This window comes from Kitasatospora sp. NPDC048296, from assembly GCF_043201815.1.
In the GTDB taxonomy this organism is placed as follows: domain Bacteria; phylum Actinomycetota; class Actinomycetes; order Streptomycetales; family Streptomycetaceae; genus Kitasatospora.
Map to the genome: position 1 here is coordinate 69,283 of NZ_JBICZB010000015.1, position 26,392 is coordinate 95,674.

General features: G+C 73.7%; 27 protein-coding genes. 10 read left to right on the top strand and 17 right to left on the bottom strand.

Annotation, left to right across the window (positions count from 1 at the left end; genetic code table 11):
- Window positions 1-216: 216 nt before the first annotated feature.
- Both ACGF12_RS12180 and ACGF12_RS12185 read right to left on the bottom strand, forming a co-directional pair.
- Entirely contained in the window at window positions 217-591 is a 375-nt protein-coding gene (locus tag ACGF12_RS12180; RefSeq protein WP_393028267.1) for a hypothetical protein, read from the bottom strand.
- 77 nt (window positions 592-668) lie between these two features.
- Window positions 669-905, bottom strand: coding sequence for a DUF4259 domain-containing protein (locus ACGF12_RS12185; RefSeq protein WP_393028207.1), 237 nt, complete (start codon window positions 903-905; stop codon window positions 669-671).
- 121 nt (window positions 906-1,026) lie between these two features.
- On the opposite strand from ACGF12_RS12185, the gene ACGF12_RS12190 reads away from it, so the two are divergent.
- Window positions 1,027-1,833, top strand: a complete 807-nt coding sequence (locus ACGF12_RS12190) for a nucleotidyltransferase (protein ID WP_393028208.1) — start codon at window positions 1,027-1,029, stop codon at window positions 1,831-1,833.
- Window positions 1,834-1,849: 16 nt separating this feature from the next.
- Here the strand turns inward: ACGF12_RS12190 and ACGF12_RS12195 are convergent, their stop codons facing one another.
- Both ACGF12_RS12195 and ACGF12_RS12200 read right to left on the bottom strand, forming a co-directional pair.
- Window positions 1,850-3,451, bottom strand: a complete 1,602-nt coding sequence (locus ACGF12_RS12195) for an LCP family protein (RefSeq protein WP_393028209.1) — start codon at window positions 3,449-3,451, stop codon at window positions 1,850-1,852.
- Window positions 3,444-4,019, bottom strand: a complete 576-nt coding sequence (locus ACGF12_RS12200; protein WP_393028210.1) for a DUF6542 domain-containing protein — start codon at window positions 4,017-4,019, stop codon at window positions 3,444-3,446. Before ACGF12_RS12200 ends, ACGF12_RS12195 begins: the two co-directional genes overlap by 8 nt.
- A 256-nt stretch (window positions 4,020-4,275) precedes the next feature.
- On the opposite strand from ACGF12_RS12200, the gene ACGF12_RS12205 reads away from it, so the two are divergent.
- Both ACGF12_RS12205 and ACGF12_RS12210 read left to right on the top strand, forming a co-directional pair.
- Entirely contained in the window at window positions 4,276-4,482 is a 207-nt protein-coding gene (locus ACGF12_RS12205; protein WP_387625292.1) for an antitoxin, read from the top strand.
- A 73-nt stretch (window positions 4,483-4,555) separates the two neighbouring features.
- The gene (locus ACGF12_RS12210; RefSeq protein ID WP_393028211.1) at window positions 4,556-5,251 is read left to right on the top strand and encodes a transglycosylase SLT domain-containing protein; all 696 of its coding nucleotides are present in this window, start codon (window positions 4,556-4,558) and stop codon (window positions 5,249-5,251) included.
- A 10-nt stretch (window positions 5,252-5,261) separates the two neighbouring features.
- On the opposite strand, the gene ACGF12_RS12215 is transcribed toward ACGF12_RS12210, so the two are convergent.
- From ACGF12_RS12215 to ACGF12_RS12230, 4 genes are all read right to left on the bottom strand, one after another.
- Window positions 5,262-5,825 carry a hypothetical protein gene (locus ACGF12_RS12215; protein ID WP_393028212.1) on the bottom strand — a complete coding sequence of 188 codons (564 nt, stop codon included), beginning with the start codon at window positions 5,823-5,825 and terminating at the stop codon, window positions 5,262-5,264.
- A gap of 175 nt (window positions 5,826-6,000) precedes the next feature.
- Window positions 6,001-8,202: an RICIN domain-containing protein gene (locus ACGF12_RS12220; protein WP_393028213.1), complete on the bottom strand. Its 2,202-nt coding sequence runs from the start codon at window positions 8,200-8,202 to the stop codon at window positions 6,001-6,003.
- Between the two features lie 409 nt (window positions 8,203-8,611).
- On the bottom strand, window positions 8,612-9,049 hold the full coding sequence (locus tag ACGF12_RS12225) for a hypothetical protein (protein WP_393028214.1): 438 nt from the start codon (window positions 9,047-9,049) through the stop codon (window positions 8,612-8,614).
- 71 nt (window positions 9,050-9,120) lie between these two features.
- A complete protein-coding gene (locus ACGF12_RS12230; RefSeq protein WP_393028215.1) occupies window positions 9,121-9,885 on the bottom strand; it encodes a sigma 54 modulation/S30EA ribosomal C-terminal domain-containing protein in 765 nt (254 codons plus the stop codon).
- 344 nt (window positions 9,886-10,229) lie between these two features.
- On the opposite strand from ACGF12_RS12230, the gene ACGF12_RS12235 reads away from it, so the two are divergent.
- The gene (locus tag ACGF12_RS12235) at window positions 10,230-12,797 is read left to right on the top strand and encodes a cytochrome P450 (protein WP_393028216.1); all 2,568 of its coding nucleotides are present in this window, start codon (window positions 10,230-10,232) and stop codon (window positions 12,795-12,797) included.
- Between the two features lie 43 nt (window positions 12,798-12,840).
- Here ACGF12_RS12235 and ACGF12_RS12240 read toward each other — a convergent pair whose 3' ends face one another.
- From ACGF12_RS12240 to ACGF12_RS12250, 3 genes are all read right to left on the bottom strand, one after another.
- A complete protein-coding gene (locus ACGF12_RS12240) occupies window positions 12,841-12,984 on the bottom strand; it encodes a DUF6126 family protein (RefSeq protein WP_393028217.1) in 144 nt (47 codons plus the stop codon).
- Window positions 12,985-13,052: 68 nt separating this feature from the next.
- Complete coding sequence (locus tag ACGF12_RS12245) at window positions 13,053-13,397, bottom strand: ArsR/SmtB family transcription factor (RefSeq protein WP_393028218.1); 345 nt, start codon at window positions 13,395-13,397, stop codon at window positions 13,053-13,055.
- Window positions 13,398-13,610: 213 nt separating this feature from the next.
- Complete coding sequence (locus ACGF12_RS12250; RefSeq protein ID WP_393028219.1) at window positions 13,611-14,072, bottom strand: hypothetical protein; 462 nt, start codon at window positions 14,070-14,072, stop codon at window positions 13,611-13,613.
- Window positions 14,073-14,298: 226 nt separating this feature from the next.
- Here ACGF12_RS12250 and ACGF12_RS12255 point away from each other — a divergent pair, with 226 nt between their 5' ends.
- Window positions 14,299-15,015 (top strand): polysaccharide deacetylase family protein, encoded by a 717-nt coding sequence (locus ACGF12_RS12255; protein WP_393028220.1) that lies wholly within the window; start codon window positions 14,299-14,301, stop codon window positions 15,013-15,015.
- Window positions 15,016-15,167: 152 nt separating this feature from the next.
- On the opposite strand, the gene ACGF12_RS12260 is transcribed toward ACGF12_RS12255, so the two are convergent.
- The gene (locus tag ACGF12_RS12260) at window positions 15,168-16,310 is read right to left on the bottom strand and encodes a glycoside hydrolase family 3 N-terminal domain-containing protein (protein ID WP_393028221.1); all 1,143 of its coding nucleotides are present in this window, start codon (window positions 16,308-16,310) and stop codon (window positions 15,168-15,170) included.
- A 219-nt stretch (window positions 16,311-16,529) separates the two neighbouring features.
- Window positions 16,530-18,008: a PLP-dependent aminotransferase family protein gene (locus tag ACGF12_RS12265; RefSeq protein ID WP_393028222.1), complete on the bottom strand. Its 1,479-nt coding sequence runs from the start codon at window positions 18,006-18,008 to the stop codon at window positions 16,530-16,532.
- Between the two features lie 28 nt (window positions 18,009-18,036).
- Between ACGF12_RS12265 and ACGF12_RS12270 the strand changes: the two genes are divergently transcribed.
- Window positions 18,037-18,867 (top strand): methyltransferase domain-containing protein, encoded by an 831-nt coding sequence (locus ACGF12_RS12270; protein WP_393028223.1) that lies wholly within the window; start codon window positions 18,037-18,039, stop codon window positions 18,865-18,867.
- On the opposite strand, the gene ACGF12_RS12275 is transcribed toward ACGF12_RS12270, so the two are convergent.
- Together ACGF12_RS12275 and ACGF12_RS12280 are read right to left on the bottom strand one after the other, a co-directional pair.
- The gene (locus ACGF12_RS12275; RefSeq protein WP_393028224.1) at window positions 18,857-19,369 is read right to left on the bottom strand and encodes a hypothetical protein; all 513 of its coding nucleotides are present in this window, start codon (window positions 19,367-19,369) and stop codon (window positions 18,857-18,859) included. The two genes, ACGF12_RS12270 and ACGF12_RS12275, sit on opposite strands and share 11 nt — an antisense overlap.
- A gap of 52 nt (window positions 19,370-19,421) precedes the next feature.
- The gene (locus ACGF12_RS12280) at window positions 19,422-19,919 is read right to left on the bottom strand and encodes a MarR family winged helix-turn-helix transcriptional regulator (RefSeq protein ID WP_393028225.1); all 498 of its coding nucleotides are present in this window, start codon (window positions 19,917-19,919) and stop codon (window positions 19,422-19,424) included.
- 111 nt (window positions 19,920-20,030) lie between these two features.
- Between ACGF12_RS12280 and ACGF12_RS12285 the strand changes: the two genes are divergently transcribed.
- The 3 genes from ACGF12_RS12285 to ACGF12_RS12295 all read left to right on the top strand — a co-directional run bounded on the left by ACGF12_RS12285 (window position 20,031) and on the right by ACGF12_RS12295 (window position 23,386).
- Entirely contained in the window at window positions 20,031-20,963 is a 933-nt protein-coding gene (locus ACGF12_RS12285) for an EamA family transporter (protein ID WP_393028226.1), read from the top strand.
- A gap of 87 nt (window positions 20,964-21,050) precedes the next feature.
- Window positions 21,051-21,689: an NAD(P)-dependent oxidoreductase gene (locus ACGF12_RS12290; RefSeq protein ID WP_393028227.1), complete on the top strand. Its 639-nt coding sequence runs from the start codon at window positions 21,051-21,053 to the stop codon at window positions 21,687-21,689.
- Window positions 21,690-21,847: 158 nt separating this feature from the next.
- Window positions 21,848-23,386, top strand: a complete 1,539-nt coding sequence (locus tag ACGF12_RS12295; protein WP_393028228.1) for an alpha/beta hydrolase — start codon at window positions 21,848-21,850, stop codon at window positions 23,384-23,386.
- A gap of 12 nt (window positions 23,387-23,398) precedes the next feature.
- Here ACGF12_RS12295 and ACGF12_RS12300 read toward each other — a convergent pair whose 3' ends face one another.
- Together ACGF12_RS12300 and ACGF12_RS12305 are read right to left on the bottom strand one after the other, a co-directional pair.
- Window positions 23,399-23,737, bottom strand: a complete 339-nt coding sequence (locus ACGF12_RS12300) for a hypothetical protein (RefSeq protein ID WP_393028229.1) — start codon at window positions 23,735-23,737, stop codon at window positions 23,399-23,401.
- Between the two features lie 62 nt (window positions 23,738-23,799).
- Window positions 23,800-24,186 (bottom strand): hypothetical protein, encoded by a 387-nt coding sequence (locus ACGF12_RS12305; RefSeq protein WP_393028230.1) that lies wholly within the window; start codon window positions 24,184-24,186, stop codon window positions 23,800-23,802.
- Between the two features lie 576 nt (window positions 24,187-24,762).
- On the opposite strand from ACGF12_RS12305, the gene ACGF12_RS12310 reads away from it, so the two are divergent.
- On the top strand, window positions 24,763-26,238 hold the full coding sequence (locus ACGF12_RS12310) for a lytic murein transglycosylase (RefSeq protein ID WP_393028231.1): 1,476 nt from the start codon (window positions 24,763-24,765) through the stop codon (window positions 26,236-26,238).
- Window positions 26,239-26,392 lie beyond the last annotated feature (154 nt).

A 26,392-nucleotide genomic window follows, 5' to 3' on the forward strand; every position in this document is an offset into this window, starting at 1 on the left:
CCTCCGGCGCGACCTCGTCCGGAGCAACCTCGTCCGGAGCGACATCCTCGGGCGCCAAGTCTTCGGGCGCCACGTCCTCCGGCGCGACGTCCTCCGGTGCCTCGACGGGGACCGGCTCTGCTTCGGCTTCGACCAGTTCGGCCAAACCGTCGGAGACGACCGCGACGACGAACACCTCCGCCCCATCGACGGCGGCGACCACCGTCCCTTCGGCCGTCACCCAGTCGCCGCAGTCGCCTGGCAACAGGACCACGACGACCGGTTCCGGCACGACCTCGGCGGGTACCTCCACGAGTTCCGGCACGACGTCGACCGCCACCACGACCGGCGCCACTCCCTGACCCCACCCGACCCCGCTGCCACCGTCCGAACCCGGCCGGTGGCAGCGGCACGTCTCAGGGCAGCAGCACCTTCGCGTCCTCCGGCCCGAGCAGCCACCCGTCCGCCGCCCGGACCTCCACCGGGGCGACCGGCTCCCCGACGCGCGGTCGACCAGCCGGGCCCTGGGCTCGCCCTCGACAAGAACCACTGGTCGCCCCACTGCCACAGCGCGGTGATCACCGGGAACAGCGCGCGGCCCTTCTCGGTCAGCGCGAACTCCTGGTACGGGCTGCCGTCGCTCGCCGCGCTCGGCTACTGGTGGGCGGCGACCAGGCACTGAGTGCCCGTCAGAGCTCGAACAGCGGAACGTCCAGCGCCGGCGGAACCGGCTCCAGGACATCGCGCAGCGCGCGTATCCCGCGCCGCCACGCCCTCGTCGTCGTCCAGGTACCCGGATTCCGGGCAGCGCGCTCCAGCACCACCCGGAGGAGCCCGGCCCGCTCCTGCGGCGCGGCATCGTCGAGGCCGCCCGCGAAGTCCGCCGCGATGTCGTTGTCGAAGTAACCGCTGTCCCAGGTGCCCATACCGGTCCCCACTCGTGTTCGTGTGCGATGGATGCTTGCACACCCCACTGACAATTCGACCCGGCCCCGACTTCGGGGATATTCGCTGGCCAACCGCGCTTCGGGCGGGCAGAGTGCCGACATGATCAACAGGGGACTGGACGGGGACGGGTACATCGCGCGGGAGGGCTCGCTGGAGCGGGTGCCCGCGGCGTTCACAGCGGTGGTCGACACCGCCCGGGAGCGAATAGCCGCCGCCTTCGACCCGGCCCGGCTGCACAGCGCCTACCTCTACGGCAGCATCCCGCGCGGCACCGCGATCCCCGGTGTCTCCGACCTCGACCTGCTGCTCGCCCTGCACCACGAGCCCACCCCCGCCGACCGCGCCGAGACCGACGCGCTCGAAGCCGGTCTGGACGCCACCTTCCCCCAGGTCGACGGCGTCGGCGTGCTCCTCTTCTCCACCGGCACGCTGCTGAGCGAGCTGGAGCGCCACGACCTGGGCTGGTTCGTCGCCTGCCTGTGCACCCCGCTGCTCGGCGCGGACCTCGCCGGGCAGTTCCCCCGCTACCGTCCGACCTCCCTGCTCGCCCGCGAGACCAACGGCGACCTCGCGCTCGCCCTCCCCGGCTGGCGCGAACGGCTGGCCGCCGCCGGCTCGGACGCCGAGCTCAGGGCACTCAGCCGCGCGGTCTCCCGCCGGATCGTCCGTACCGGCTTCACCCTGGTCATGCCCCGCTGGGGCGGATGGACCAGCGACCTGGCCGCCTCCGCCGAGGCCTTCGCCGGCTACTACCCCGACCGCGCCGCCCAGTTGCGCCTCGCCGCCGTGATCGCCCGCACCCCCACGACCGACCGCGCCGCCCTCGGCATGCTGATCGACGACCTCGGCCCCTGGCTGGCGGCCGAGTACACCACCGTCCACGGTGAGAAGGCCCCGCGCCCTTGACCGGGCGACTCAACACTCAGTCCACGCAGGGAATCCCGCCCGCCTTCACCGCCGGCCCCTGCATCGGCAGGCCCGCGGCCGGGTCGGTGGAGCCGTCCGCCGAGGCCGAGGCTCCCGCGGTGGGGGTCGTCGGGGTGGGAGTCGGCGTCCGGCCGGCGGCGAGCGTGACCACGACGTGCCCCGCCGCGACGGCGTAGGACGGGACGGCGGTGACCCCGTAGCGGGCCGCGATCTGCTGGGCGTCGGCCTTGGCGCCGCTGCCGTACGTCACCGTCGTTGCCCGGGTCCTCGCCGGTGCGTCCCCGATCCGGCCCGCCTGGTAGCCGAGTTCGACCAGCGCCTTGGATTCGGCGGAGGCAGCGCCCGCGCCGGCCACCGCGTTGACGTCCACCACGGACTTGGGCGCGGCGCTGGGCGAGGGCGTTGCGGTGGCCGTCTCGCCGGGGGCCTCGCTCGGGGCTCCGGCCGGGACCGCGGGCGCCGGTTCGCGGTTGAACAGCTGCCGGACGATCTTCTTGATCAGGTCCGGGTTGACGGTGTTGACCTCCTGCCCGCCGATGGTCTTGAAGCCGGCGATCGGCAGGGTGTTGAACTCGACGTTGCCGCCGGTGAGGTTGGGCGCCTGCTGGGCGAAGTCGAGGATGTTCCACTCGTTGTCGATGACGACGTCCTTCTTGATCACCCCGAACAGCTTCTGCATCTGCCCGAAGTCGTTGAGGACGCCCTGCTGCTTGAGCCGGTACTCGACGGAGGAGATGAACGCCTGCTGCCGGTGGGTGCGGTCGAGGTCGCCGTTGGTGAGGTGGTGGCGCTGACGGACGAAGGACAGCGCCTGGGCGGCGTTGAGCGAGCTGACCCCGGCGGGCAGTTTGAGGCCGGTGCCGCCGCCCTCGTGGGTGGCGGTGCGGGCGATGATCGGATCGTCGACCGGGTGGTTGAGGCAGACCTGGATCGGTTCGACGGCCTTGGCGATGTCGTAGAAGCCGATCAGGTTGACTTCCGCGAAGTGGTCGATCGGGACGTCCAGGAAGCTCTGCACGGTCTGGATGGTGGCCGAGCGCCCGGCCTCGCGGCTCTGCCGCTCCAGTTCCGCCTTGGACAGACCCTTGCCGGCGAGCTTCGCCTCGGCGGCCTCCTTGGCGATGCCGTAGGCCTCCTTGATCTTGTGCATCCTGCCGTCGGCGCCGGCGGTCTGCACGTAGTCGTCGCGCGGGACGGACAGCGCGGTGACCTTGCCGCCGTTGGCCGGGATGTGCAGCACGATCAGGGCGTTGGTGTTGTAGCCGCCGATCTCGCTGGAGCCCGCGTGCAGTTCGTCCTCGACGAACTGCTTGGGCAGGTCGTTGCCGTCCATGTCCTTGCGGCTGTCCAGGCCGATCAGCAGCAGGTTGACGGACTTGTCCAGGTGCGGCGGCGCGTTCTTCTTGGCCTCGCTCAGCGCGGTGGACTTGATCATGCCGTCGTCCAGGCTGCGGTACTCGTACCAGGTGAAGCCGCTGGTGCCGAGCACGGCGGCGGACACGGTACAGGCCAGGGTGCGACCGGCCACGGTCAGCGACGGGGCGCCGCGGCGCGGGGTCCGGCCGCGGGGGCGGGGGCGGTTGCCGCGCTCAGCCACGGCGGCTCCTTCCGCTCGGGGCTGCGGCCCCGCCGGGTCGGCGGCGGTCGAGCACGGTCCGGATGACGATGACCAGCAGCGCGGCGGCCACCGCCTCCGCCATCACCGGGAACGCCCCGACCACCCAGCGCACCGCGCCGGTGCCGAGGCCCTTGCCCTGGTACTTGTCAGGGTTCGACAGGTACTCGACGCCCGCGGCCGTGAGCAGCACCACGATCGGAGTGGCGGTGACCACCCACCACCGGCCGGTCCGGCTGCACAGCGCGGCCGCGGCGGCCGTACCGAGCACCGCACCGACCGTGAAGAGGATGCCCACGCCGGGGCCGCCCAGCTCGTCCGCGATCCCGCCGAGCAGCGGCAGCCCGACCGCCACCAGAGCCGCGAGCAGTCCGCCGCGCCGACGGGCCTGCTGCCTGCGACGCGAGGCCCCGGCGCGCTGGGCGCGGACGTCCCGGGCCCGGGCGGCCCCCCGGCCGCCGGCAGGACGGGAGCGCTGGGCGGGCACGGCGCGGTCCTCGGTGCGCGGTCCCGCGTCCTGGTACGGCGTTCTCGCCCGCTGGCCGGCCATGCGCACTTCCCTCGATCGTTTCGGCTGCGGCGGCGCGACCACGCCACCGCACGTGCCGGGACGCCTTCCGTCCTGCGGCGGTCCCAACTTCTACAGACCTGTAGAGGTTGGGCTGGAGCTTACAAACCCATTTCAGCAAAGTCACCCGCCGCCGTTCGGCAGGGGCGAACCGCCCGGTGGGCCGTCGTTAGGATGACCATGATCCCCGCCACGTCGGCACACCAACAGGAACGCGTCAGAGGAGCAGAGCGTCACCATGTTTGAGAGTCTGAAGAACCTCGCGGGCCGGGCCACCGACCTCGCCCGTGAGCACAGCGACGTGCTCGGGCAGGGCCTGGAGAAGGTCGGCGACGTGATCGACGACCACACGGACGGCAAGTACAGCGGGCAGATCGACACCGGCGTCGAGAAGGCGAAGGACTTCCTGCGCAACCTCGACGGGGACCAGAAGCCCGCCGAATAGGCCTGCCGCGGGGCACGATCGACTGTACAGCGATCGAACGGGAATGCGAGCGGACGGGGAGGGGCCGGAAGCGGTGAGCGAGGAGCAGAAAGGGTCGCGCTGGGGGCGCTGGCTCGTGATCGGCGTCCTGGTCGCGGCCGGGTGGGGCATCGTCCGCGGGGGCGGGCACGACACCACGGCGTCCTCCCCGCCGTCCGCCTCCGCCACCGCGGGCGGAGCGGCCGCGGTCCCGTCCGGTGCGCCGTCCGCCGGGGCACCCTCCGCCGCGCCGTCCAAGCCCTCCGGCCGCTACGACCCGGCCGACTACGCGGCGCCGGTGCGCCAGTACGCCGCGGAGGCCGGGGTCGATCCGCAGCTGCTGATGGCGATCCTCTACAACGAGTCGTACAAGCCGCACGACCCGGACCTCGAACGGGCCTGGCAGCGCAACAAGCCCGACGCCTCCTTCGGCATCGCCAACATGCACCGGGCCGCCTTCGACGACACCAAGCCCGGCCGCCCGTTCGCCTCCCGCCAATGGGAGGAGCTGCCGGACGACCGCAACCTGGCGATCCAGGCCGCCGCCTGGCACCTGCACGACCTCTCCGGGCAGCTGCCCGCCCGGCCGAGCGCGCCGTTGAACAAGAACGAGCTGCTCGCCCTCGGCTACAACGCCGGCGCGGGCAACATGCTGGCCTTCGCCCGGGGCGTCAAGATCGGCCCGCAGGCGCAGTCCTATCTGGACCGCCTGCACGACAACTGGGCGAAGTCCGGCGAGGCCGTGAAGTAGGCCTCCGCGATCAGCCGCGCGCGCGGCGGCGGAGCCAGAACCCGGTGGCGACCAGCAGGACGGCCGCGGTGGCGGTGCCGATGGCGGCCCAGGTTGTGGCGTCGTCGGTGGTCTCGTGGGCGGGGGTGCCGGTGGTGGCCGCCGCCGTCACGGGGGTCGGCGCGGCCTCGGTGCTCAGGCCCAGCGGTGCCGGGTCGCTGATCGCCGCCGCCTCGACGTCGAGTTCGCGCTCACCGTGGCCGAGGGAGGGGAACGCGCAGTCGACGGTCACCCGCCAGTGCCCGGCCGGGAGCAGCTCGCGGGTGGTGTACGTCCCCGGCCGGCCCGGGACGGCGACCAGGCGCCAGGGGCCGACGGCGCGGCCGTCGGCGGCGGTCGCCGAGAGCGTGCCGGCGAACTCCTCGGTGACCGGGTCGTGGTCGTTCTCCCAGGTCGCGACAGTGCTGACGTGGCCGTTCTGCTGGCCGGTGACGTCCAGGTGGACGGAGTCGCCGTGGGCGGCGGCGGGTGCGGCGGCGGGCAGGACGGCCGCGACGGAGAGGGCGAGGGCGGCGAGGAGCGAGCGGGTTCGCATGGCGGGCATTCCTCGGGCGGTATGGGGTGAGGGCGCTTGGAGCAGTGGCGCTTTGAGCGGTGGTTCTTTGAGCGGTGGTTCTTTGAGCCGTAGTGCTTTGAGCCGTGGACGCCGGGTGCGGCCGCCGTCGGGTGGTGACTGCGGCCGCACCCGTGTTGCGCGGGTTCGAGCGTGCTTACGAGGTCTTCAGCAGCGACCAGCTCTGGTACGGCCGGCCGTTCGGCTGCTGCAGCTCCAGCAGCCAACCACCGTAGTACCAACGGTCGCTGAGTCCGAGCACCAGGGTGGAACCGGCCGCGGTGACAGTGAAACCGCCGTCGGTGGCGCCCAGTTGCCACTTCTGCGCGGCGTTGTCGGCACACGGCTGCTGCGCCACGTACTGCCCGGCGACGGCCGTACCGCCGAGCTGCAGGCACTTGCCGGAGCGGGCGGACTTGATCCGCACGGCACCGTCACCGGCGTCCTCGAAGGCCCACTTCTGGTTGGCGTAGCCGGTGCGCTGGTAGGCGATGGCCACGGTGCCGTCGTTCATCGAGCTGCCCCACAGGTCGGCGGCCTGGCCGGTGAGGCCGTTGACCAGGGTGTAGTGGGTGCCGGGCTGCGGGTGGCCCGCGTCGGCGAGGGTGCGGAAGGTGGCGGAGCGACCGGGCTTGGAGACCGCCCCGGCCGCGTCGCGAACGGCGACGGCCACGGTGTAGGAGGTGCCGGGCGCCAGCCGGACCACGCCGACCACGGTCGAGCGGACGGTGCCGATGGTCTGGCCGTTCAGCAGGACGTCGTAGCCGGCCGCGGCCGGGACGGCGTTCCAGCTCAGCATCACCGAGTTCTGGGTGATCTGACTGGACGTCACCTCAGGAGCGCTGCCGCCGCCGGTGGTCGGGGTCGCGGTCGGCGACGGCGACCCGGTCGGTGTCGCGGTGGGGCTGCCGGTGGGCGTCGGGGACGGCGAGGGCGTGCGGGTGGGCGATCCCGTAGCCGTCGGGGTGGGCGTGGGCGTGGGGTTCGGGTTCGGACCGGTGCCGTTGCCCGCGATGAGGAAGCGGTTGTTGGCGACGTTCCAGTGCGTGGACAGGTAACTTCCGGGCTTGGGCGCGGTGTTGAAGTAGTCGTCCTTGCTGCAGTCGAGCCGGTCGTCATGGGCGCGGTCCGGGCAGACGACCCGCATCTTCGGGTAGTAGGGGGCGTCCGAGTAGCACATCAGGTCCCAGGTGTCCGTACAGTGCCCGGCCTTGCTGGAGTCGGGCGCACTGTTGTTCACCGCGCCCAGGTTGTGGCCGAGTTCGTGCGCGGCGGTGTGGCCGCCCCAGCAACCGGCGTCGGTGCGACCGTACGAGGGGCCGAAGTTGCTGAAGTTGTCCTGGCCGGGGCGCTCGTCGCCGGCGAAGGTGCCGATGCCGCAGTACACCTTGGCATCGGTGAACATCATGTACTTGCGGTCCTTGCGGTTGAACCCCTGCGCGGCGAGGGCCTGGTTGCTCGCGTTGAAGTCCTGGATCTCGGAATCGGAGATCTGGACGTTCAACACCGAGGCGGTGCAGTCGGGTTCGGTGACGAAGCGGACGTGCCGGTCGCCGCCGGTCTCCTGGGCGCTGGCGTCGTAGATGACGTCGACGTCCGCGGCCCACTTCTTGAACGAGGGCAGGTACTGGGCGAAGCGGTCGTTGCCCGGGGTGTGCACGTACACCACCTGGACGCGGTTGCCGCTGCTGCCGTCACCCTCGCAGACCAGGCCCGAGCCGGCGGCCGGGGCCTGGGAGGGGGCGCCCTGCGGGGCGCCCGCGGCGCCGGAGTCGCTCAGCAGCGCCTTCTGGGTCGCGTCGAGGACGGGCGCGCCGCCCTTCAACAGGTCGGCTGCGGCGGGCGGTTGGGCGTTCGTCGGCGGGGTCAGCGCGGCCGCCTGGGCCACCGGGGCGGCCACCGGCTGGACGTCCTTGTGGATGTCCACGTCCTTGGGCGGCACGTCCGGGCCGTGGCTGCACTGGGTGCTGCCGGTGACCTCCAGCATGTTGCCACAGCGGTCGCTGGTCGGCAGGCTCAACCCCGCGTAGACCAGGCCGCGTTCGGGCTGGTCCTTGGGTATCGCCTTGGGTGGGGCGGCCTTCTCGTCCCGCTTCGGGGCGGGCGCCTTGGTCGCGCCCTCGGCCGTGCCGGTCTGCCCGGGGGCACCGTCGTCGCCACCGTCCGAGACCGCGTCGGCCCGGTCCGCCGGGGCGTCCGCCGCCGCGACCGCGCTGTGCACGGCCGCCGGCTCCAGCGCGGTGCGCAGACCCAGTGTGCCCGCGATCAGTCCGGCCGCCACCGCCACGGCGACCAGGGTGCTCCTGCGGGTGAGCCGGCGGCGCCTGCGCCGATGGAGTTCGCTGCTCCGGTGTCCCATCGCGTTCCTTTCCTCGTGCGACGGCCCGCGCGCCCCGTGGTGAGGGACGCCCGGACCTTCCGACACTCCGGAGAGCGACTGGGGCGACCGGGAATAACAGAAACCTCTTGCGAAATTCTTCGGCGCGTTCGAAGCGCCGGGGCGGGGACCGCGCGAGGACGGGAGAACGCCGAGGCGGCGAGCGCACGAACGCGGAAAGTGCCGAGGAGCGCAATCGGGGGGTAAGCGCTCCCCGGCACGGGGTGGTGGCGGCCACCCGGCCGGAGGCCCCGGGCCGGTGAATCCGTCGGCCGAGACGGAATGCGAGACCTGTCACCGGGTGGCGGCACGAGCTCTGACCAGGCAGGTTTCCGCCCAGAACATGCCGGCTTCGCCCGGAATATGACGACCAGTCCTGCGCCGGGACCGGTCAGGCCGCGACCGTGATCCGTGCCGGCGCGGCCGTCGGCGCCACAGCGGCCCCGAGGCCGCCGTGCAGCCGGGCCAACCCGGCGGCGAGCACGGCGCGGTCCCCGGCGAGCCAGAGCCGCAGGGCCGCGGAGAGCGCCGCGCTGGCCGGTCCGGCCGCCGGCCCGCCGGTGCGCGCCAGCCGCTCGCCCAGCAGCGGCAGCAGGTCCGCCACCGGGGCGGGCAGCCAGAGGGTCACCGCGCAGGGCGCGGGCCGGGCGAGGACCCGCAGCAACGGCAGGACGGAGGCGTCGTCGTGCAGCGCCGGGACGACCTCCAGCAGGCCGTCGACCGCCACCTCGGAGACGTCGCCGCCGTGGCCGCGTGCGAGGTCCCGCAGCAGCGCCCGCTCGGCGGCGGTGATCCGCACGGTCAGCATGACCTCGTCGTCGCAGTCCATGGTCACGGTCCCCTGTCGTGGCGTCGGTGGAGTCTTGGGTCTTGGGTCTTGGGTCGGTAAAATCTCTCTGATCAGTCCTGTGCCGAGGGAGTTCCTGCCCCGCTGCGGCGCTCCGACACCGGCGTTATCAGGCCGTAGTGGCCGTCATAGCGCCGGTAGAGCACCCGGGCACGGCCGTCACCGGAGTCGGTGTGGCAGACGAAGGGGCGGCCGGTGAGCCAGAGCCGGCGGGCCGCCTCGGCGAGGCCGAGCGGGGGCGCCGGGTCGGTGTCCGGGCTCCACCGTTCCACCGCGCCGCTCAGCGGGCAGCGGTGCACCAGGCTGTCCCGTCCGGTCACGGCGTCCGCGAACAGGTGGAACCGCCGGTCCAGCGTCAGGAGGTCGCGCGCGGCCTGTTCGGGCGTCCGGCGGGCGAGCACGACCGTCTTGCGCCGGGCGATCCGCCGCTCGGCCAGCGGACGGTCGGCGTACTGCGGGCGGTAGGCGCTCTCGTACACGGCGGCGAGGCCGATGTCGCCCTGCTCGCGCAGCCGGACGGCCCGACCGACCAGTGTGCCGAGCACCAGGTCGACGGCCTCCCGGGCGGTGCCGGTGGCCAGCTGCACCCGGACCGGGCCCAGGGCGGCCAGCTGCACGCCCGCCTGGGCGAGCGCGGGCCGGGTGAGCGAGCGGTCGCGGGTGCGGGTGAGCCGCAGGCGCAGCGCGCGGGCGTCGGGACCGAGGACGGCGGCGGTATCGTGCGTCTGGGCCCGGGCGTACTCGGCGTCCTCGCGCGGCAGCTCACCGCGGATCTCCACCCGGACGTCGAGGGCGGGCCGGTGGCGCAGACGGGGCATCAGGTTCCTCCTTCTCCGCCTACCATGTTGGCCGTCGCCCGACCGGGCGGCGAGGGTCCAAAGACCCTGCCCCCTGGGCCCTCCACAGGCCTCGGGGGCGGTAAAGTCCCCGCAGGTCAGACGTGTCCTTCGGGCGGATCGGTGGCACCTAGGACCATTCGACCGTTGGAGTGATCCACCCGCGCTCGGCGCAACGCCTGTGGGACCGGCGCGTTTCCCATGACGTGCGCCCTCCCACAGTGGCGCACGCGGGCTCGCGCTCACCGGTCCCCCGGTTCTCGGCCGGCCCGCCGGTGCCCTCCCCCGGTACCGCCGCACCGTCCCCTTCGATGAGAGGTAGTGTCATGGCCCTGCCGACAGACGCCATGCTGACAGAGGCCCGGAAACGGATCGTCCCGCCGAGAACCGCGCCGCCCCCCACCCCCACGACCCGCTCGGCCGTCCCCCCGCTCGCCCCCGGCGCGCTCCCCGGCCTCGGCCACGCCGCCGCCCTGCTGCGCGACCCGCTCGGCTTCCTCGGTTCCCTGTCCCGCTACGGCGGTGTGGTCCGCATCCGGCTCGGGCCGCGCACCGTCTGCGTGGTCACCGACGCCCGGCTGGTCCACACCCTGCTGGTCGCGCTCGCCTACGACTGTCCGCGCGGCGCCGTCCAGGACACCCTGAAGACGGCCTTCGGCGACGGCCTGCTGATGTCCGAGGGCCAGGCCCACCGCGACCGCCGCCGGATCATCCAGCCCGCCTTCGGCTCGGACCGGATGGCCGAGTACCTGACCGTCATGCACCAGGTCACCGAGGAGCGCACCGGACGTTGGCAGCCCGGCCAAGTCCTCGACGTGGCCAAGGAGATGAACCACCTGGCGCTGGAGATCGTCACCCGCTCACTGTTCGACGCCCGGCTCAGCGAGGACGCCACCCTCGCCTTCCACCGGGCGCTGCCGGACCTGGTGAAGGGCCAGATCGTCCAGTCCCTGTACCCGCACCCGGCGCTCGCCCGGCTGCCGCTGCCCGTCAACCGGCGCTTCGACGCCGCCGTCCGGGTGCTCAACCGGGTCGTCGACCAGGCCGTCAACGGCCGCTCGGGCCCTGCCGGTTCGCAGGACCGGGCCGAACGACGGGGCAGCCTGCCCGCCCTGCTGCGGGCCGCCACCGACCCGACCACCGGCCGTCCGCTCACCGAGGCCGACGTCCGCTCCGAGGCGATCACCATGTTCGGCGCCGGGACGGAGACCGTCTCCACCACCCTGACCTGGCTGCTGGACGAACTCCTGCGCCACCCCGAAGTCGAGGCCCGCCTCCTCGCCGAACTCGACGAGCACCTGCCCGCCGGAACCGCCCCCACCCCGGAGGCGCTCGCCCGGCTCAGCTACACCCGCAGCGTCACCCAGGAGGTGGTGCGGCTGCACGCGCCCAACGCCTTCCTGATGCGCACCGCCCAGGTGCCGGTCGAGCTCGGCCCGTACGGCATCCCGGCGGGCACCGAACTGCTCTACAGCCTCACCGCCCTGCACCGCGACCCGGTCCGCCACCCCGAGCCGCTCGCCTTCCGGCCCGAGCGCTGGCAGGACGGCGGCGGAGCCGGGCGGCCGTCCTTCCTGCCGTTCGGGGCGGGCAAGCACAAGTGCATCGGGGAGGCCTTCGCCTGGGCCGAGCTGACCGTCGCGGCAGCGGCGATCCTGCGCCGCTGGCGGCCGGTCGCGGTGCCGGGGGCGCGGGCCCGGGAGGTGGTGTGGACGACGGTCCAGGCACAGGGGCTGCGGGTGCGGCTCGCGCCGCGCTCGGCGGACTCGGTGGGTACTACGGCCGCCCTGGCGGGCGCCTCGACAGCTCCGGCGGCCTCGGTGGCCTCGTCGGGCGCGGTGGCCTCGTCGGGCGCGGCGGCCTCGTCGGGCGCGGCGGCCTCGTCGGGCGCGGCGGGTGCAGCAGGAGCCGAGCGGCCGGCGGCCGGCGGTTGCCCCTTCGCGGGCGCCGCAGCCGCTCCGGCCGCTCCCGCCCGGCGCCGCCCGCCCGCCGAGCTGCACGCCTCCGCCGACCGGCATGCCGACTGGGCGGTCCACCACGGCCTGCTCACCCCGGCCGAACTGCCCGGCTACCGGGCCTACGCACTGCATGAGCTGATCGGCCTCGCCTTCCCGACCACCCGGGGCGGCGAGCTGGATCTGTTGGTCGACATGCTCGGCTGGTTCACCATCCTGGACGACCGCTTCGACGGCCCGCCCGGACGCCGCCCCACCCAGGCCCGCGCCCTGGTCGACCCGCTGATCACCGTCCTCGACAGCAGCGCCCCCGCCGGCACCGCCGACGACCGGCTCCTCACCGCCTGGCGGGAACTCTGGGACCGCCAGACCGAGACGATGTCCCCCGCCTGGCGTGCCCGGGCCGCCCGCGAGTGGCGGGCCTGCCTGGCGACCTTCACCGCCGAGGCCGAACACCGCTCCCGCGGCACCGTCCCCGCGCTCGGCCTGAGCCTCACGGACACCATGCGGCTGCGCCGCCACGGCAGCTGCGCCTACCCGTTCATGAACATACTGGAACGGGTCCACGGCGCCGACGCCCCCGCCGCCCTGCACGCGGAGCCCGCACTGCACCGCCTGCGCGCCAACACCGCCGACGCGGCCACGCTGATCAACGACCTCTACTCACTGGAGCGGGAGGAACGCCAGAGCGCCGCCGCCTTCAACACCGTCCTCACCCTGCAACGGGTCCGCGGCTGCACCCGTAGCCGCGCCGTCCGCGCGGTGCGTGCCCGGGTCTCCCGACTGCGGCAGGAGAACGAGGAGCTGCGCCGCGAGCTGGGCCGCCGCCACCCGGCGGGGCGCTGGTACCTGGACGGCACCCGGGAGCTGGTCGCCGGCGTGCACGCCTGGACCAGCACCAGCGAGCGTTACCTGGTGCCGGACGCACAGCCGCGCTGAGCCCCACCGCGGTCCTCGTGACGGCCGCTACGCGCGAGCGCCCCTACTTGCGGTTGCCGAGCGCGAACAGCAGCAGGACGAAGCCCGCGAACAGGTGGGTGGCGAAGACGTAGATGCCCGCGCGGATCAGCATCGCCTTGCGGCGGCGCTTCTCCTCACTCGTGCTGTCACCGGCACTGTCGCTCATGGTGCGGGTCTCCTCGGGTCGGCCGGTCGGGTCGGGCGCGGGCGCTGACGCGGGTGCGGGCTGCGGACTCAACGGTGCGACCGGCCGCCGGTCGCACGCAGCTCGGTCAGCAGCGCGCCCTGGTCGGTGATCAGCTCGGTCAGGATCCGACGTGCCGCGCGCAGCAGGTCGGCGACGTCCGGGGTGCTGAGCGCGTACACCACCGTGTTGCCCTCGCGGGTGGCCGTGACCAGCTGGGTGCGGCGCAGCACCGCGAGCTGCTGGGAGAGGTTGGACGGCTCGACCTCGATCTCCGCCAACAGCTCGCGCACCGGCCGGGGGCCGTCCTGGAGCAGCTCCAGCACCCGGATCCGGACCGGGTGGCCGAGGGTGCGGAAGAACTCCGCCTTGGCCTGGTACAGCGGGACCGGCATCGTCCGCTCCCTTTCTCGGATCCGGCTCGGTGGTCGTTCGACCGGGCGGGGTCCGTGCCGCGGCCGGTAGGCATCATCGCGACAGATGAAGATTTCTTCAAGTCCTCACAGCAAGAGGTGACCTCCCCCACACCGCGGCCGGATTCCCGACAGGCCGGGGCCGAGCCCGGGACGCTGCCAACTCCCGGGCTCGGCAGTCAGGGTGACGAGCCGTCAGCAGACTACAGGCAGATCCAGGGCGACCGGGGCCGGACCCTGGAAGCTCTTCTCCACGGCGAAGGAGGCGTGCACGACCGAGCCGCACGGCACGGTGGCCCTGATGCCGTCCACCCGTACCGTGCTGGTCGAGAAGACGGTGCGTCCGGACACCGCACCGAGCGAGCCGCCGCCGATGACCTCGGCCGACAGCCTGGTGACCAGCTCCTGCGGCGCCGGCGGCCACGGCGTCCCCGGCGAAGGCGGCCCGGCCAGCCCGATCTGCCCGTACAGCACGACGCTGTCGCCGGTCACCTCCGCGCACACCTTGGTGGACAACCCGGCCTGCAGACCGGACCAGCCGCAGGTCGTGACCGTGGCCACGGTGGCCTGCGGCACGGCGGCGAGCGCCGGCACGGGCGTCGCGAGCAGCGCGGCGGCACCGACTGCGCCCGCAGCGATCTGCTTGATGCGGTTCATGAACTCCCCCTTCGGAGGGTGTGAGGAATGGATCGAGAACATGCAATGTGGCACATGTGATATTTCATCCGTGCCATGACCAAGACTTTGCCATGAGATTCCAATCCCTAGGCGCCATTTCGCCTTTGAACTAGCGACCGGACCGAAACTTGACCTTCGATGGCGCGTTCCAATCCGAACGGACGAACATCCGCACCATCCCGGACGTCGCCGCGTTGAACCCGGGGTGAACCGCCTCCGCACCGCCGTCGCGGCCCTGGCCGCCCTCGCCTCGCTCCTCGGCTTCGCCCCGGCCCCCGAGCCGCTGCTCGGCGCCGAGATCCGCCGGATCCCGACCGAGGAGCGCGTCCTCGCCCTGACCTTCAACGCCGCCTGGAACGAAACCGGGCTCGACACCGTCCTCGCCGTCCTGCGCGACCGCGCCGCCCCGGCCGTCTTCTTCCCCACCGGCGACTTCGCCGACCGGCACCCCGGCGCCGTCCGCGCCATCGCCGCCGCAGGACACGGCCTCGGCAACCACTCCTACAGCCACCCCGACTTCACCACCCTCACCCCCGACCAGGCCCGTGCCGAGGTGCGCCGCGCCGCCAACGCCATCCGCCGCGCCGCCGACGCCGACCCGCTGCCGTTCTTCCGCTTCCCGTACAGCGCGACCACCCCACAGGCCATCGAGACCGTCAACGGGCTCGGCTACGCGGACCTGGAATTCACCACCGACACCAACGGCTACCTCGGCCCCGGGCACGGCATGACCACCGACCGCGCCGTCGACCGAGCCCTCGCCGCCCTCACCCCGGGCGCCGTGCTCCAACTCCACGTCGGCGCCACCGACGAGGGCGGCCCCGACACCTGCCTCGACGCCGAGGCCCTCCCCCGCATCATCGACGCCGCCCGCGCCCGCGGCTACCGCCTCATCGACCTGCGCACCCTGCTCGACCAGTAGCCGGCCCGGGCGTGCCCGGCTGTCGGCGGAGCAGGACCGGGCCACGGTCCGGCTCCGCCGTTCGGGTGCCGCCTCGCCTCTCCCGCTGCCACCGTCGACCGGCGGTGCTGCCGCCACCCCGGGTGAGCGGCGGGGCGCGGGTCACCCCTGAATCAGCGCAGCGCGTCCCTCAGGGCGTCCACGCGGGTGACGGCCTCCGCGAACGCCGCGCGGTCGAGGCGGCCGGAATCGAGGGCGGCGGCGAGGGCGGCGGTGGCGTCCTCGGCCTGTTGCGGGTCGCGGTCGGAGCAGAGCAGCAGGTCCATGCCGGCCGCGGCGGCGGTGACGGCGCGGGTGCCGGTGTCACCGAAGGGGGTGAGGGCGCCGGCTTCGAGGGCATCGGTGATGGTGACGCCGTCGAAGCCCAGGCGGTCGCGGAGTTCGCCCTGGATGACGGTGGGTGACAAGCCGGCCGGGTGGTCGGGGTCGAGGGCCGGGTAGATCGCCCAGGAGGCCATCACCAGACGCACGCCCGCCGCGATGGCGGCTCGGTACGGGGCTTCGCCGCGGGTGCGGAGCTGGGCCAGCGGGACGGGGAGGGTGACCGGGCGGAGGTCGGTGTTCTCGTTCTGGGCGGCGGAGCCGAGACCGGGGAAGTGCTTGGCGGTCGCGGCGACCCCGCCGCCTTGCTGGGCGGTGAGGAAGGCGCTGCCCAACTCACCTACCCGGTCAGGGTCCTGTCCGTAGGAGCGCTCGAAGTGGTCGATGAAGTTGTCCGGGGTGTCGTAGACGTCGAGCACCGGCGCGAGGTTGACGTTCAGCCCGGCGCCGGTGAGCGTCGCGGCGGCGCCGGTGCCGGAGTCCACGGCGGCGGCGAGCGGGTCGGGGGCCGATCCGGTGCCGCGGGCGGAGAGTTCGGGCGCGCCGGGCAGGCGGCGGACCTTGCCGCCCTCCTGGTCGGTCATCAGCAGCAGCGGGCGCGGGTGTGGCGCCTCGGCCGCCGCCTGCTTCAACTGGGTGACCACCTCTGCGAGTTGCGATGTGACGTTGTCGCGGAACAGGATCACCCCGGCGGCCCGGCCCTCCCGGATGGCCTGGAGCACTCCGGGCGGCGGCGTCGAGCCCGGGTAGGAGAGTACGATCCGGCGTCCGGCGAGCTGCCGGGAGTCCTGGTCCTGGCTGATCACCGTTGTGGTCCTCTCGGCGGGGAGCGCGCCGCTACGCGTCGTCGACCCGGCCGGGACCGGCCCGAGTGCGGCCCCCAGCACCAGCAGCACCGACCCGAGCTGGGCAACACGCCGGAACGGGGCCATCATGCCTCCAGGGTGAGCAGCGGCCTACGGTTCGCCAGCGTACCCAGGGATCGGCTGTCCGGCAGCCCGGGAAACGCCGCGACTGCCCGCACTGGCAGCACCCGGGGTGATCACACGGTCGATCGGCGGGACATCCGGGTACTGACGCCGGCCCGCCCCCGGGTACGGGTACGGCTTCGGGTCAACGGCACGGAACCCGCCGCCACCCCCACGGAAGCCCGGCTACCCCGCGCGCCGGACCAACTGCCCCAGTACCGCCACTCCTTCCTCGATCTCACCCGGCGAGACCGCCGCGTAGCCGAGGACCAGGCCCGGCGGGTAGCGGAGCCGGGCATGCCAGGACAGCGGCTGCACCTTCACGCCCGCCGCGAGCGCCGCCGCGGCCAACTCGGTGTCGCTGCAGCCGAGTTCCTCCGGCAGGGTCAGCATCAGGTGCAGGCCCGCGGCAGCACCGTGCACCGTGGCACCGGGCAGATGGGTACGGATGGCGGCGATCACGGCGTCCCGACGGCGGCGGTGGCGGCGGCGCAACAGCCGCAGGTGGCGGTCGAGTTCACCGGATTCCATCAGCCGCGCCAGCACCAGCTGGGGCAGCACCGGGTTTCCGAGGTCGGCGAAGCGTTTGGCGTCCAGGACGGCGTCGCGCAGGCGCGGGGGCACCAGCAGCCAGCCGGTGCGCAAGGCGGGGGCGAGCAGTTTGGAGATGCTGCCCGCGTAGCAGACCTGGTCCGGCAGGGCGGCCCGGAGGGCAGGGACGGGCGGGCGGTCGTAGCGGTGTTCGGCGTCGTAGTCGTCCTCGATGACGAGCCCGCCCTCGCCCGCCCAGCCGAGGAGTTCGCGACGCCGGTCGCCGCCGAGGACGACGCCGGTCGGGTACTGGTGGGCGGGGGTGAGCAGGACGGCCGGGGCGCCGGTGGCTCGCAGGGCGTCGACCCGGATGCCCTGCGCGTCGACAGGCACGGGCGGGGTGGCGGCGAGCCAGTGGGCGAGCTGTTGGCGGGCGCCGAGCGAGCCCGGGTCCTCGACCGCGGCCTCGGTGATGCCCAGGTGCCCGAGGGCGCGGCCGAGCAGGGCGAGGGCCTGGGCCGTCCCGGCGACGACGAGCACCTCCTCGGGGTCGGCCCGGATGCCCCGGTTGCGGGCGAGCCAGTGGGCGACGGCCTCGCGCAGGGCGGGCGCGCCCCGGACGTCGCCGTAGCCGAGGTGGTGGGCGGCGAGGCCGTCGAGGACGGCCCGCTCGGCGCGCAGCCAGGCGCCGCGCGGGAAGGCGGCCAGGTCCGGGACGCCGGGGGTGAGGTCGATCCGGGCGGGGGCGGCGCGCAGGTGGTCGAAGACCTCGGGGTCGGGGTCCGCTCGGAAGATGACGGGCGCGGGGCGGGGTGCGGGCGGTGCGGCGGCGGGGACCGGGCCCGCGACCACCACCGTGCCGCCCCTCCCCCGCCCCGCGACCTGCCCGGCCTCGGCGAGCCGACGGTAGGCGTCGGTCACCACCCCTCGGGAGACGCCGAGTTCGACCGCCAGCACTCGGGTGGCGGGGAGCCGGGTGCCCGCCGGGAGGCGACCGTCGGCGACGGCCTCGCGCAGTCGACGTGCGAGCCACTGGGTGAGGCCGCCGGGCGGGGCGTCGGCCGCGTCGAGCTGGAGGAAGTCGGCGCCGAGCTCTTTGGACCTGTCGACCGCCTCACCTTTGGACCTGTTCACCGGTCCATACTGGCGCGAGGGTGGAGCCATGACCACCCGAACGAGCACACACCGCACCCACTACGTCCACGGCTACTCCGACACCGAGGCACAGCGCCTCGGCGACCAGGCCGACACCCTCGCGGAGCTGCTTCACGCGGGCACGGCCTACCCGGCGGGCAGCCGGGTGCTGGAGGCGGGCTGCGGGGTGGGGGCGCAGACGGTGCACCTGCTGGCCGGGAGCCCCGGGGTGCTGCTGACGGCGGTGGACCTCTCGGCGGACTCGCTGTCCCAGGCCCGGGCCCGGGTGGCGGCCGAGGCGCCCGCCGCCCAGGTCGCCTGGCACCACGGCGACCTGCACCGACTGCCCTTCGCCGACGGCGCGTTCGACCACGTCTTCCTGTGCTTCGTGCTGGAGCACCTGCCGGACCCGGCCGCCGGTCTGACGGCGCTGCGCCGGGTGCTCCGGCCGGGCGGGACGATCACCGTGATCGAGGGCGACCACGGCTCAGCCCTCTTCCACCCGGAGAGCGCGCCGGCCCGCCGTACCGTCGACCACCTGGTCCGGCTCCAGGCCGAGGCGGGCGGCGACGCGCTGATCGGGCGTCGGCTGTACCCGCTGCTGACCGCCGCCGGCTTCGCGGACGTCACGGTCCGCCCCCGTACGGCCTACGCGGACGGCGGCTGCCCGGCGCTGGTGGAGGGCTTCACGCTGCGGACCTTCGTCGCGATGGTCGAGGCCGTCCGGGCGGAGGCGCTGGCCTCCGGGCTGACCACCCCGGAGGCCTTCGACCACGGCATCGCGGACCTGCGCCGCGCGGCCGAGCCCGGCGGGACGCTGCACTACACCTTCTTCAAGGCGGTGGCGGTCAACCAGTAGCCGGACGCCCGGGCCCGCCTTCCCGGGCGAAGTGGAACGGCACGCCCAGCCGGGCGGCCACCTCCCGGCCGACGGACTCCACCTCGACCTCCTCGGGCCAGGGCGGGACCTCGCCGTTGAAGATCCGGATGTCGCCGCCGTGACGGATCGTCGCGAGCACGTATCCGCCCGAGTGCCCGGCGGTCACCGCCCGTAGGCCCACGCACCAGCCGAAGGTGTCGCCGTCCCACTCGGCGCGAATCGACTCGACGCGCTCCGGCAGCGCCCCGGCCATGGCGACCAGGCCCGCCGAGTCCGCCGGCGGGGTCGGTCCGCGACCGTCCAGGCCGAGCTCCACCCGCCGGACCGTGATCACGTCCATGCGGGCGGGCAGCCCGGGCACCGGATCCGGCGACGCGTCGCGGATCGCCTTGATCGCGTGCACAGGGCGCGAGGCGGCGAGGTGCTCGTCCACCGTGCGCCGGGCATCGGTGGACAGGGCCTGCCAGATCGGGTCGTCCATGGCCGCCATCCAAGGGGAGGGCGGCCGGGCCGGCAAGCGGTTAATCCGGCGGTCAGCCGGAGCTGTCGCCGAGGTCCGCGAGCAGGGCGCGCATCGCGTCGATGAGCGCGGCCTTCTGCGCCTCGTCGAGGCCGGCCAGCATCTGGTGCTCATTGGCGACGTGGTCGGGCAGGGCGCGGTCGATCAGGGCGTGGCCCTCGGGGGTGAGTTCGACGTCGCGGCTGCGGCCGTCCTGGTCGCTGCGGGTGCGGGTGACCAGTTCCCGCGCCTCCAGGCGGTCCAGGCGCTGGGTGATGGCGCCGGAGGTGACCATGGCGGACTGCATCAGACCGGTGGGGGTGAGGCGGTAGGGCGGGCCGCTGCGTTTGAGGGTGGCGAGGACGTCGAAGGAGGCCGCGTCCAGGCCGTGTTCGGCGAAGGTGCGGTTGAGCTCCGCGTCCACCAGGCGGTAGAGGCGCTTGAGCCGGCCGAACACCTCCATCGGGGAGGTGTCCAGCTCAGGCCGCTCGGCGGCCCATTGCGCTACTACGCGGTCCACATGATCTGCCACGGGTTCAGGGTAGGGGATGCCCAGGAGATTTCTTAGCGGTGAGGTAACTGTGAGCCACGCCACCGGTCGCTTCCGATGAAAGATGCCTTAGCGCTGAGATACATTGGCTTAGTGCTAAGAAATCGCCTCGCCATGGTGCTGGTGACGGCCCTGGCCCCCGCCATCTGGGGGACGACCTACCTCGTCACCACCGAAATGCTCCCGCCCCACCGACCGCTGCTGGCAGCCGTCATCCGCTGCCTGCCCGCCGGACTGCTGCTGATCGCCCTCACCCGCACCCTGCCCAAGGGCGACTGGTGGTGGCGCGCGCTGGTCCTCGGCGCACTCAACATCGGGGGCTTCCAGGCCCTGCTGTTCATCGCCGCCTACCGCCTGCCCGGCGGGATCGCGGCCACCGTCGGCGCCGTCCAACCGCTGATCACCGCCGCACTCTCGGCCGCGCTGCTCAGCGACCGGCTCACGCTGCGTACGGTGCTGTCCGGCATCGCCGGCGTGGCGGGCGTCAGTCTGCTGGTGCTGCGCGCCAACGCCCGGCTGGACGCGATCGGCGTGTTCGCCGCACTGGGCGGCGCGGTGGTGATGGCCTTCGGCGTCGTCCTCTCCAAGCGCTGGGTCTCCCCCGCCCCACTGCTGGCCACCACCGGCTGGCAGCTCACCGCCGGCGGCTTGCTGCTGGTGCCGGTCACCCTGCTGACCGAGGGCGCCCCGCCCACCCACTACACCACCGACAACGTGCTCGGCTACGCCTACCTCTGCCTGATCGGCGCGGCCCTCACCTACGCGATGTGGTTCCGCGGACTGCGCGCCCTGCCACCGACCTCGCTGTCCTTCCTCTCCCTGCTCAGCCCGGTGGTCGCCACCGTGACCGGCTGGCTGGCGCTCGACCAGGACCTCAGCCCGCTCCAGGCGCTCGGCGCGGTGGTCGTGCTCGGCTCGCTGATCGTCGCCCAGACCCAGCGGCCCCGCACGGCCACGCCCGCGCCTGAGCCCGCACCCGCCACGGAGCAGGGGGCCGACGCGCAGCCGGTACGCGAAACCGCCTGACCCCGCACCGCCGAGGATCCAGCAGTTCCTCAGTCCCTCAGTTCCAAAGGTCCAAAGGTCCAACGTTCAGTCCAAGGAGAAACCCTCATGCGCATCACCGTGTTCGGTGCCACCGGCAACGTCGGCAGCCGCGTTGTGGCCGAGGCACTCGCCCGCGGCCACGAGGTCACCGCCGTCGTACGGGACCCGGCCAAGCCGCACGGCCTGCCGTCCTCCGTCGCCCTCGCCGTCGGCGACGCCCGCGACCCGGCGGACGTCTCCCGGATCGCCGCCGGGCAGGACCTGGTGATCACCGCCACCCGTCCCGCGCCCGGCAGCGAGCACGAGCTGATCACCGCCACCCGGGGCCTGCTGGACGGCCTGGCCGGTACCGGCGTGCGTCTGATCGCGGTCGGCGGCGCGGGCAGCCTGACCGTCCCGGGCAGCGACGGCACCGTCCTGGCGGAGTCCCCCGGCCTCCCCGACGAGATCCGGCCGATCGCGCTGGCCTGCAACGAGCAGCTGGACCTCTACCGCGCGGACGGGAAGGTCGACTGGACGTACCTGAGCCCGGCCGCCCTGCTCGAACCGGGTGTGCGCACCGGCCGCTTCCGGCTCGGCCTGGACGAGCTGCTGGTCGACGCCGAGGGCGACTCGGCCATCTCCATGGAGGACCTCGCCATCGCGCTGCTCGACGAGGCGGAGAACCCGGCCCACCGGCGCGCCCGCTTCACCGTCGGCTACTGAGACGCCGGACACCGGGACGCCGACCGTTCAGGAACCGGCCGCCGAGGCGCCGACCGCTGGGTACGTCCCTCCAGGAAGACGGGTGTACCCAGCACCACCCCAAAGATGGTGTCCAGCATCATCGCCCGTCAGAAGCCGTGTCGGACAGGATCGTTCCCGTGAACACCACCGCATCCCGCACCCGTCGCGCGGCCGCCGTCGTCGCGACCGCGGTCCTGGCCTCGCTCGCCCTGCCCGCCGCCGCCAACGCCGACTCCGGCCGCAACCCGGGCGACGCCGAGCCCGCGCCCGCCCGCTACGCCCACCAGACCCTCAACTGGCAGCCCTGCGGGGGGCAGCCGGCGCTCGACTGCGCCACCATGGCCGTCCCGCGCGACTGGCACCACCCCGGCGTCGGGGCCGACCTGACCATCGCCGTCTCCCGGCACCGCGTCGCCGACCCGGCGAAGCGGAAGGGAACGCTGATGGAGGCTGCGGGCGGCCCCGGCGGGCAGGGCCTGCTGCGGCCGATGGACCTCGCCCAGGGCGCCCCCGCGGTCGCCGCCGCCTACGACATCGTCAGCTTCGACCAGCGCGGTGTCGGCCGGAGCACCCATGCCCAGTGCCAGAGTCCGGAGGAGTTCCAGGAGTTCCTGGCCGGGGACTACCGGGACCAGTCCCCCGAGGCGATCGACCGGGTCATCGCCAACTCACGGAAGCTGGTCGCCGGTTGCGAGGAGCACAGCGGCGATCTGCTGCCCTACCTGACCACCGAGCAGACCGTCCACGACATGGACCTGTTCCGCTCCCTGCTCGGCGAGAAGAAGATCAGCTACTACGGCGCCTCCTACGCCACCATGATCGGCGCCTACTACGGCACGCTCTTCCCCCACCGGGTCGAGCGGATGGTGCTGGACAGCAACATCGGCTTCGAGGGCACCTGGGAGCAGTTCGAGCTGGGCCAGCCGATGAGCTTCCAGCGGCGCTTCGAGGAGGACTTCCTGCCCTGGATGGCGGCCCGGGACGCCACGTACCACTGGGGCTCGACCCCGGAGGAGGTCAAGGCGCACTGGGAGCAGCGCCGCGCCGCCCTGCACGACCAGCCCATCACCGACGGGTCGTTGACGCTCGGCCCCAACCAGCTGGACAACGGCACGATCAGCGCGATCTACAGCGACAAGGCCTTCCCGGCCCTCGCCCGGGCCCTGACCGCCCTGGACGACTGGCCGGGCGCCGATCCGTCCGCCAAGCAGACGGCCCGCCAGCTGTTCGGCCAGTACCTCAGCCCGGAGTTCCTCGCCGAGTACTTCTCGGTGACGTGCGGCGACACCCCGTGGACCAAGGACATGGACACCTGGATCGAGCGCGGTGCGCAGAACACCGCCCGCTACCCGCTGCTCGGCGCCCGTACGCTCGCCTTCAGCTCGGTCTGCGCGGCCTGGCCGACGGACCCGGCACCCAAGGTCAAGGTCACCGGCGCCCAGCTGCCCCCGGTGCTGATGCTCAACTCGCTGCACGACCCGGCGACGTACTACGAGGCGGCGCTCGGCGCGCACCGCGCGCTGCGCACTTCCAAGCTGGTCACCGTCACCGGGAACGGCAACCACGGTCAGTACCCGGGTTCCGATCCCTGCGTCACCGACACGGTCGAGCGCTACCTGCTGGACGGCAAGGCGCCCGAGCACGACCTCACCTGCCCTTCGCCGCAGGCGGGTTGAGCCGCCGAGAGGTCAGCTCCCGGAATTCCCGAAACGTGAACGCAGCTTGGTCCGGACCCAGGCGACGGCCACCGCCAGCCCGGCGAAGCCGCCGACAGCCAGCTTGATCCCGGCCTTGGCGACGATCCAGCCCACACCGGGCACGCTCCAGCCCAGCCAGTGGAACATGGCCAGCAACACCGCGCAGCCGCACAGGACGGCCAGCACGGTGGCCCCGACGGCGGCGGCCCGCGACAGCTCGCGCGGACCGCCGTCGGCCGCGGCGGTCGAAGTGACGCCCCCCGCGGTGCCGTTGGCCGATTCCGCCGCTGCGCCACCGTCGACCATGTCGTTCGTGCCCCCATCACCCATGGGCCGATGATACGGCCTCAATACTCGGGCCTCAGCTCTCCGGCCGCAGAGCACCGCAGGACTCAGCGGCAGGCGTGATGGGTGTCGCCGGGGTGCTCGCCGGTCTCGTCGTCGGGGAAGCTGACGGCCATGGTGACCCGGTACTCGTGGACGTCCTCCCGGTGCCCCGGCACCCGGGCCCAGGCCAGCGAGTGGACCTCGGCGTCCGGGGCCTGGCGGCACCAGGCGGCCGCCTCCTCCAGCGCACGGGCGGCCGAACGGCCGGTGCACACCACCGCGGTGTAGGCGGCGACCGCGACGTCCCCGCCGGTGGAACGGCCGGACCGGGACACCGCCCGGACGGCGGCGGCGGCCTGGGTCAGGTCACGGGCCAGGTCGTCCACCACCCTGGGGGGTGCCGGCAGGACAACCGTTCCTTCAGCGACGGTCTCCGGCAGGTTCGCGCTCACGGTTTCGGCCTCCATCCACATGGTCACGCGGCTCAGCATGCCGGACGGCATTTCCTGGCATGCCCACTTTCATCTGAACGTCATCCTTCCAGGGCCGAGTTGGGGAGGCCCCCTGGTGTCGACCGACCCGCCCTGCTAGGGGTCGCCGGGGCCGGCGCCGGACATCCTGGCTGGTCAGAGCGGTCAACCACGGGCGCCGCCGGGGAGCCCGACGCGACGCCCACGTACCACCCCCGCACTTCGAACCGCCGCCCCGGGCGCCGGGGCGCCCGGGCCCCAGCTGTGGGGCTCACGGTCAACTCCCTTCAGCAGTAGGGCAGATCAGGAGTGCGGCGGATTCCGATCGGGTGCGCGGCGGTTTCCGCAACAGCGGTTCGGGCCCGCCGGACCCCCGCTGAAGTGCCGCGTTCGCCTCTCGGAGGGCGCCAGGTCGCCTCCCGGCCATCCTGTCCCTGTCAGATCGTCGTGATACTAATCGTCGCGGCGGCGGCGGCTGCCGCCGAGCGGCGGGCGGGCACGATGACGAGGGCTCAACCGTTCCGGGATGGTCCGGACGGCGATGGGGAGGGGCAACTGATGGCGGCGAGGTTCGGCAGCGCTCAGGGCGGGCAGAAGGTGCGGCTCGGCAAGCGGGTCACGGGGACGGCGGCGACGCTCGCCGCACTGGCCGCGCTGACCGGCTCTCAGGTGTCGGGCATCGGGCTCGCCCCGGTCGCAGCCGCCGACACCAACCCGACTCAGGGCGGCGCCACCGCACAGGCCGCCGACGATTCCGGCACCCCGGCCTCGCCGTTCGGCGGCCCGACGGCCGCCGCCCCCGGCACCGGCCGCCCGGCCGACGGCGGCGGCACCGTCCAACTGCCCCAGCCGCCCGGCACGCTGCCCGGCCTGCCCTCGGCCGGTCCGTTCGCGGCCACCGGGGCCTCGCTGCCCGCCACCGTCTTCGCCGCCTACAAGCAGGCGGAGGCCTCCCTCGCCCAGCGCACGCCCGGCTGCCACCTGCCCTGGCAGCTGCTGGCGGGGATCGGCCAGGTCGAGTCCGGCCAGGCCAACGGCGGCCAGGTGGACGCCTCGGGCACCACCCTGACCCCGATCCTCGGCCCGGTGCTGGACGGCAACGGCTTCGCCGCGATACCTGACACCGACGGCGGCCGCTACGACGGCGACTCGCACTGGGACCGCGCCGTCGGCCCGATGCAGTTCATCCCGTCCACCTGGGCCTCCTGGGGCGTGGATACCACCGGCAAGGGCAAGGCCGACCCGAACAACATCTTCGACGCCGCCGAGACCGCAGCCCGCTACCTGTGCGCGGGCGGCCGCGACCTCTCCGACCCGGCCCAGCTCGACCGGGCGATCCTCAGCTACAACAACTCCACGGAGTACCTGCGGACGGTCCGCAACTGGATGGCCCACTACGGCAGCGGCCTGGTGACCAGCGTCCCGGACCTCCCCGGCACCTCGACCGTGCCGGGCACGCTGCCCACGCCGTACCTCCCGCCGTTCGGCACGGGCGGCAGCACCACCGGGACCACCGGCTCCGGCACCACGAGCCCGACCCCGACCCCGAGTGCCCAGCCGACCACGCCCTCCGCCGAGCCGCAGCCGACCACGCCGGCAGTGACGCCGACACCGACGCCGACACCGACGCCCACTCAGACGACGGCCCCGCAGCCGACCACCACCCCGACCCCCAGCGGCTCGCCGTCGCCCTCCGCGAGCCCCTCGGCCACGCCGACGACCGGCACCCCGTCCCCGACGGCGACCCCCACGGGTACGCCGACCGGCACCCCGACGGGTACGCCCACGTCCTGCCCGAGCCCGACGGCGACCGCGACGCCCACCGGCACCGCCACGCCGACCGGCACCCCCTCCCCGACGGCGACCCCCACGGGCACGCCGACCGGCACCCCGACGGGCACCCCGTCCGGCTCCCCCACCACCCCCGGCTGCCCGACGCCCACGCCGAGCGGCACCCCCAGCACCACCCCGTCCGCCGGGCCGAGCAGTACCCCGAGTGCCTCGCTCTCGCCCTCGGCGACCCCGACCAAGTAGGAGCCACAGCCACTCGGAGCACCCCCGGCGGGGGGGGCGCCCCCCCCCCCCCCCGCCCCCCCCCCGGGCCCCCCCGGGGCGGTCGCCCCCCCCCCCAGACCCCGGGGCCGTGTGGACGCCCCCCGCGGCCCCCCCCCCACAACCCCCCCCCCCC

Bases quoted from the DNA above. Each gene is read 5' to 3' on its own strand.
- ACGF12_RS12215 (WP_393028212.1), bottom strand. From the start codon at position 5,825: ATGCGAACCCGCTCGCTCCTCGCCGCCCTCGCCCTCTCCGTCGCGGCC.
- ACGF12_RS12240 (WP_393028217.1), bottom strand. From the start codon at position 12,984: ATGAGCGACAGTGCCGGTGACAGCACGAGTGAGGAGAAGCGCCGCCGC.
- ACGF12_RS12190 (WP_393028208.1), top strand. From the start codon at position 1,027: ATGATCAACAGGGGACTGGACGGGGACGGGTACATCGCGCGGGAGGGC.
- ACGF12_RS12200 (WP_393028210.1), bottom strand. From the start codon at position 4,019: ATGGCCGGCCAGCGGGCGAGAACGCCGTACCAGGACGCGGGACCGCGC.
- ACGF12_RS12185 (WP_393028207.1), bottom strand. From the start codon at position 905: ATGGGCACCTGGGACAGCGGTTACTTCGACAACGACATCGCGGCGGAC.
- ACGF12_RS12310 (WP_393028231.1), top strand. From the start codon at position 24,763: ATGGCGGCGAGGTTCGGCAGCGCTCAGGGCGGGCAGAAGGTGCGGCTC.
- ACGF12_RS12220 (WP_393028213.1), bottom strand. From the start codon at position 8,202: ATGGGACACCGGAGCAGCGAACTCCATCGGCGCAGGCGCCGCCGGCTC.
- ACGF12_RS12225 (WP_393028214.1), bottom strand. From the start codon at position 9,049: ATGGACTGCGACGACGAGGTCATGCTGACCGTGCGGATCACCGCCGCC.
- ACGF12_RS12235 (WP_393028216.1), top strand. From the start codon at position 10,230: ATGGCCCTGCCGACAGACGCCATGCTGACAGAGGCCCGGAAACGGATC.
- ACGF12_RS12290 (WP_393028227.1), top strand. From the start codon at position 21,051: ATGCGCATCACCGTGTTCGGTGCCACCGGCAACGTCGGCAGCCGCGTT.
- ACGF12_RS12250 (WP_393028219.1), bottom strand. From the start codon at position 14,072: ATGAACCGCATCAAGCAGATCGCTGCGGGCGCAGTCGGTGCCGCCGCG.
- ACGF12_RS12260 (WP_393028221.1), bottom strand. From the start codon at position 16,310: ATGATGGCCCCGTTCCGGCGTGTTGCCCAGCTCGGGTCGGTGCTGCTG.
- ACGF12_RS12270 (WP_393028223.1), top strand. From the start codon at position 18,037: ATGACCACCCGAACGAGCACACACCGCACCCACTACGTCCACGGCTAC.
- ACGF12_RS12245 (WP_393028218.1), bottom strand. From the start codon at position 13,397: ATGCCGGTCCCGCTGTACCAGGCCAAGGCGGAGTTCTTCCGCACCCTC.
- ACGF12_RS12230 (WP_393028215.1), bottom strand. From the start codon at position 9,885: ATGCCCCGTCTGCGCCACCGGCCCGCCCTCGACGTCCGGGTGGAGATC.
- ACGF12_RS12300 (WP_393028229.1), bottom strand. From the start codon at position 23,737: ATGGGTGATGGGGGCACGAACGACATGGTCGACGGTGGCGCAGCGGCG.
- ACGF12_RS12275 (WP_393028224.1), bottom strand. From the start codon at position 19,369: ATGGACGACCCGATCTGGCAGGCCCTGTCCACCGATGCCCGGCGCACG.
- ACGF12_RS12205 (WP_387625292.1), top strand. From the start codon at position 4,276: ATGTTTGAGAGTCTGAAGAACCTCGCGGGCCGGGCCACCGACCTCGCC.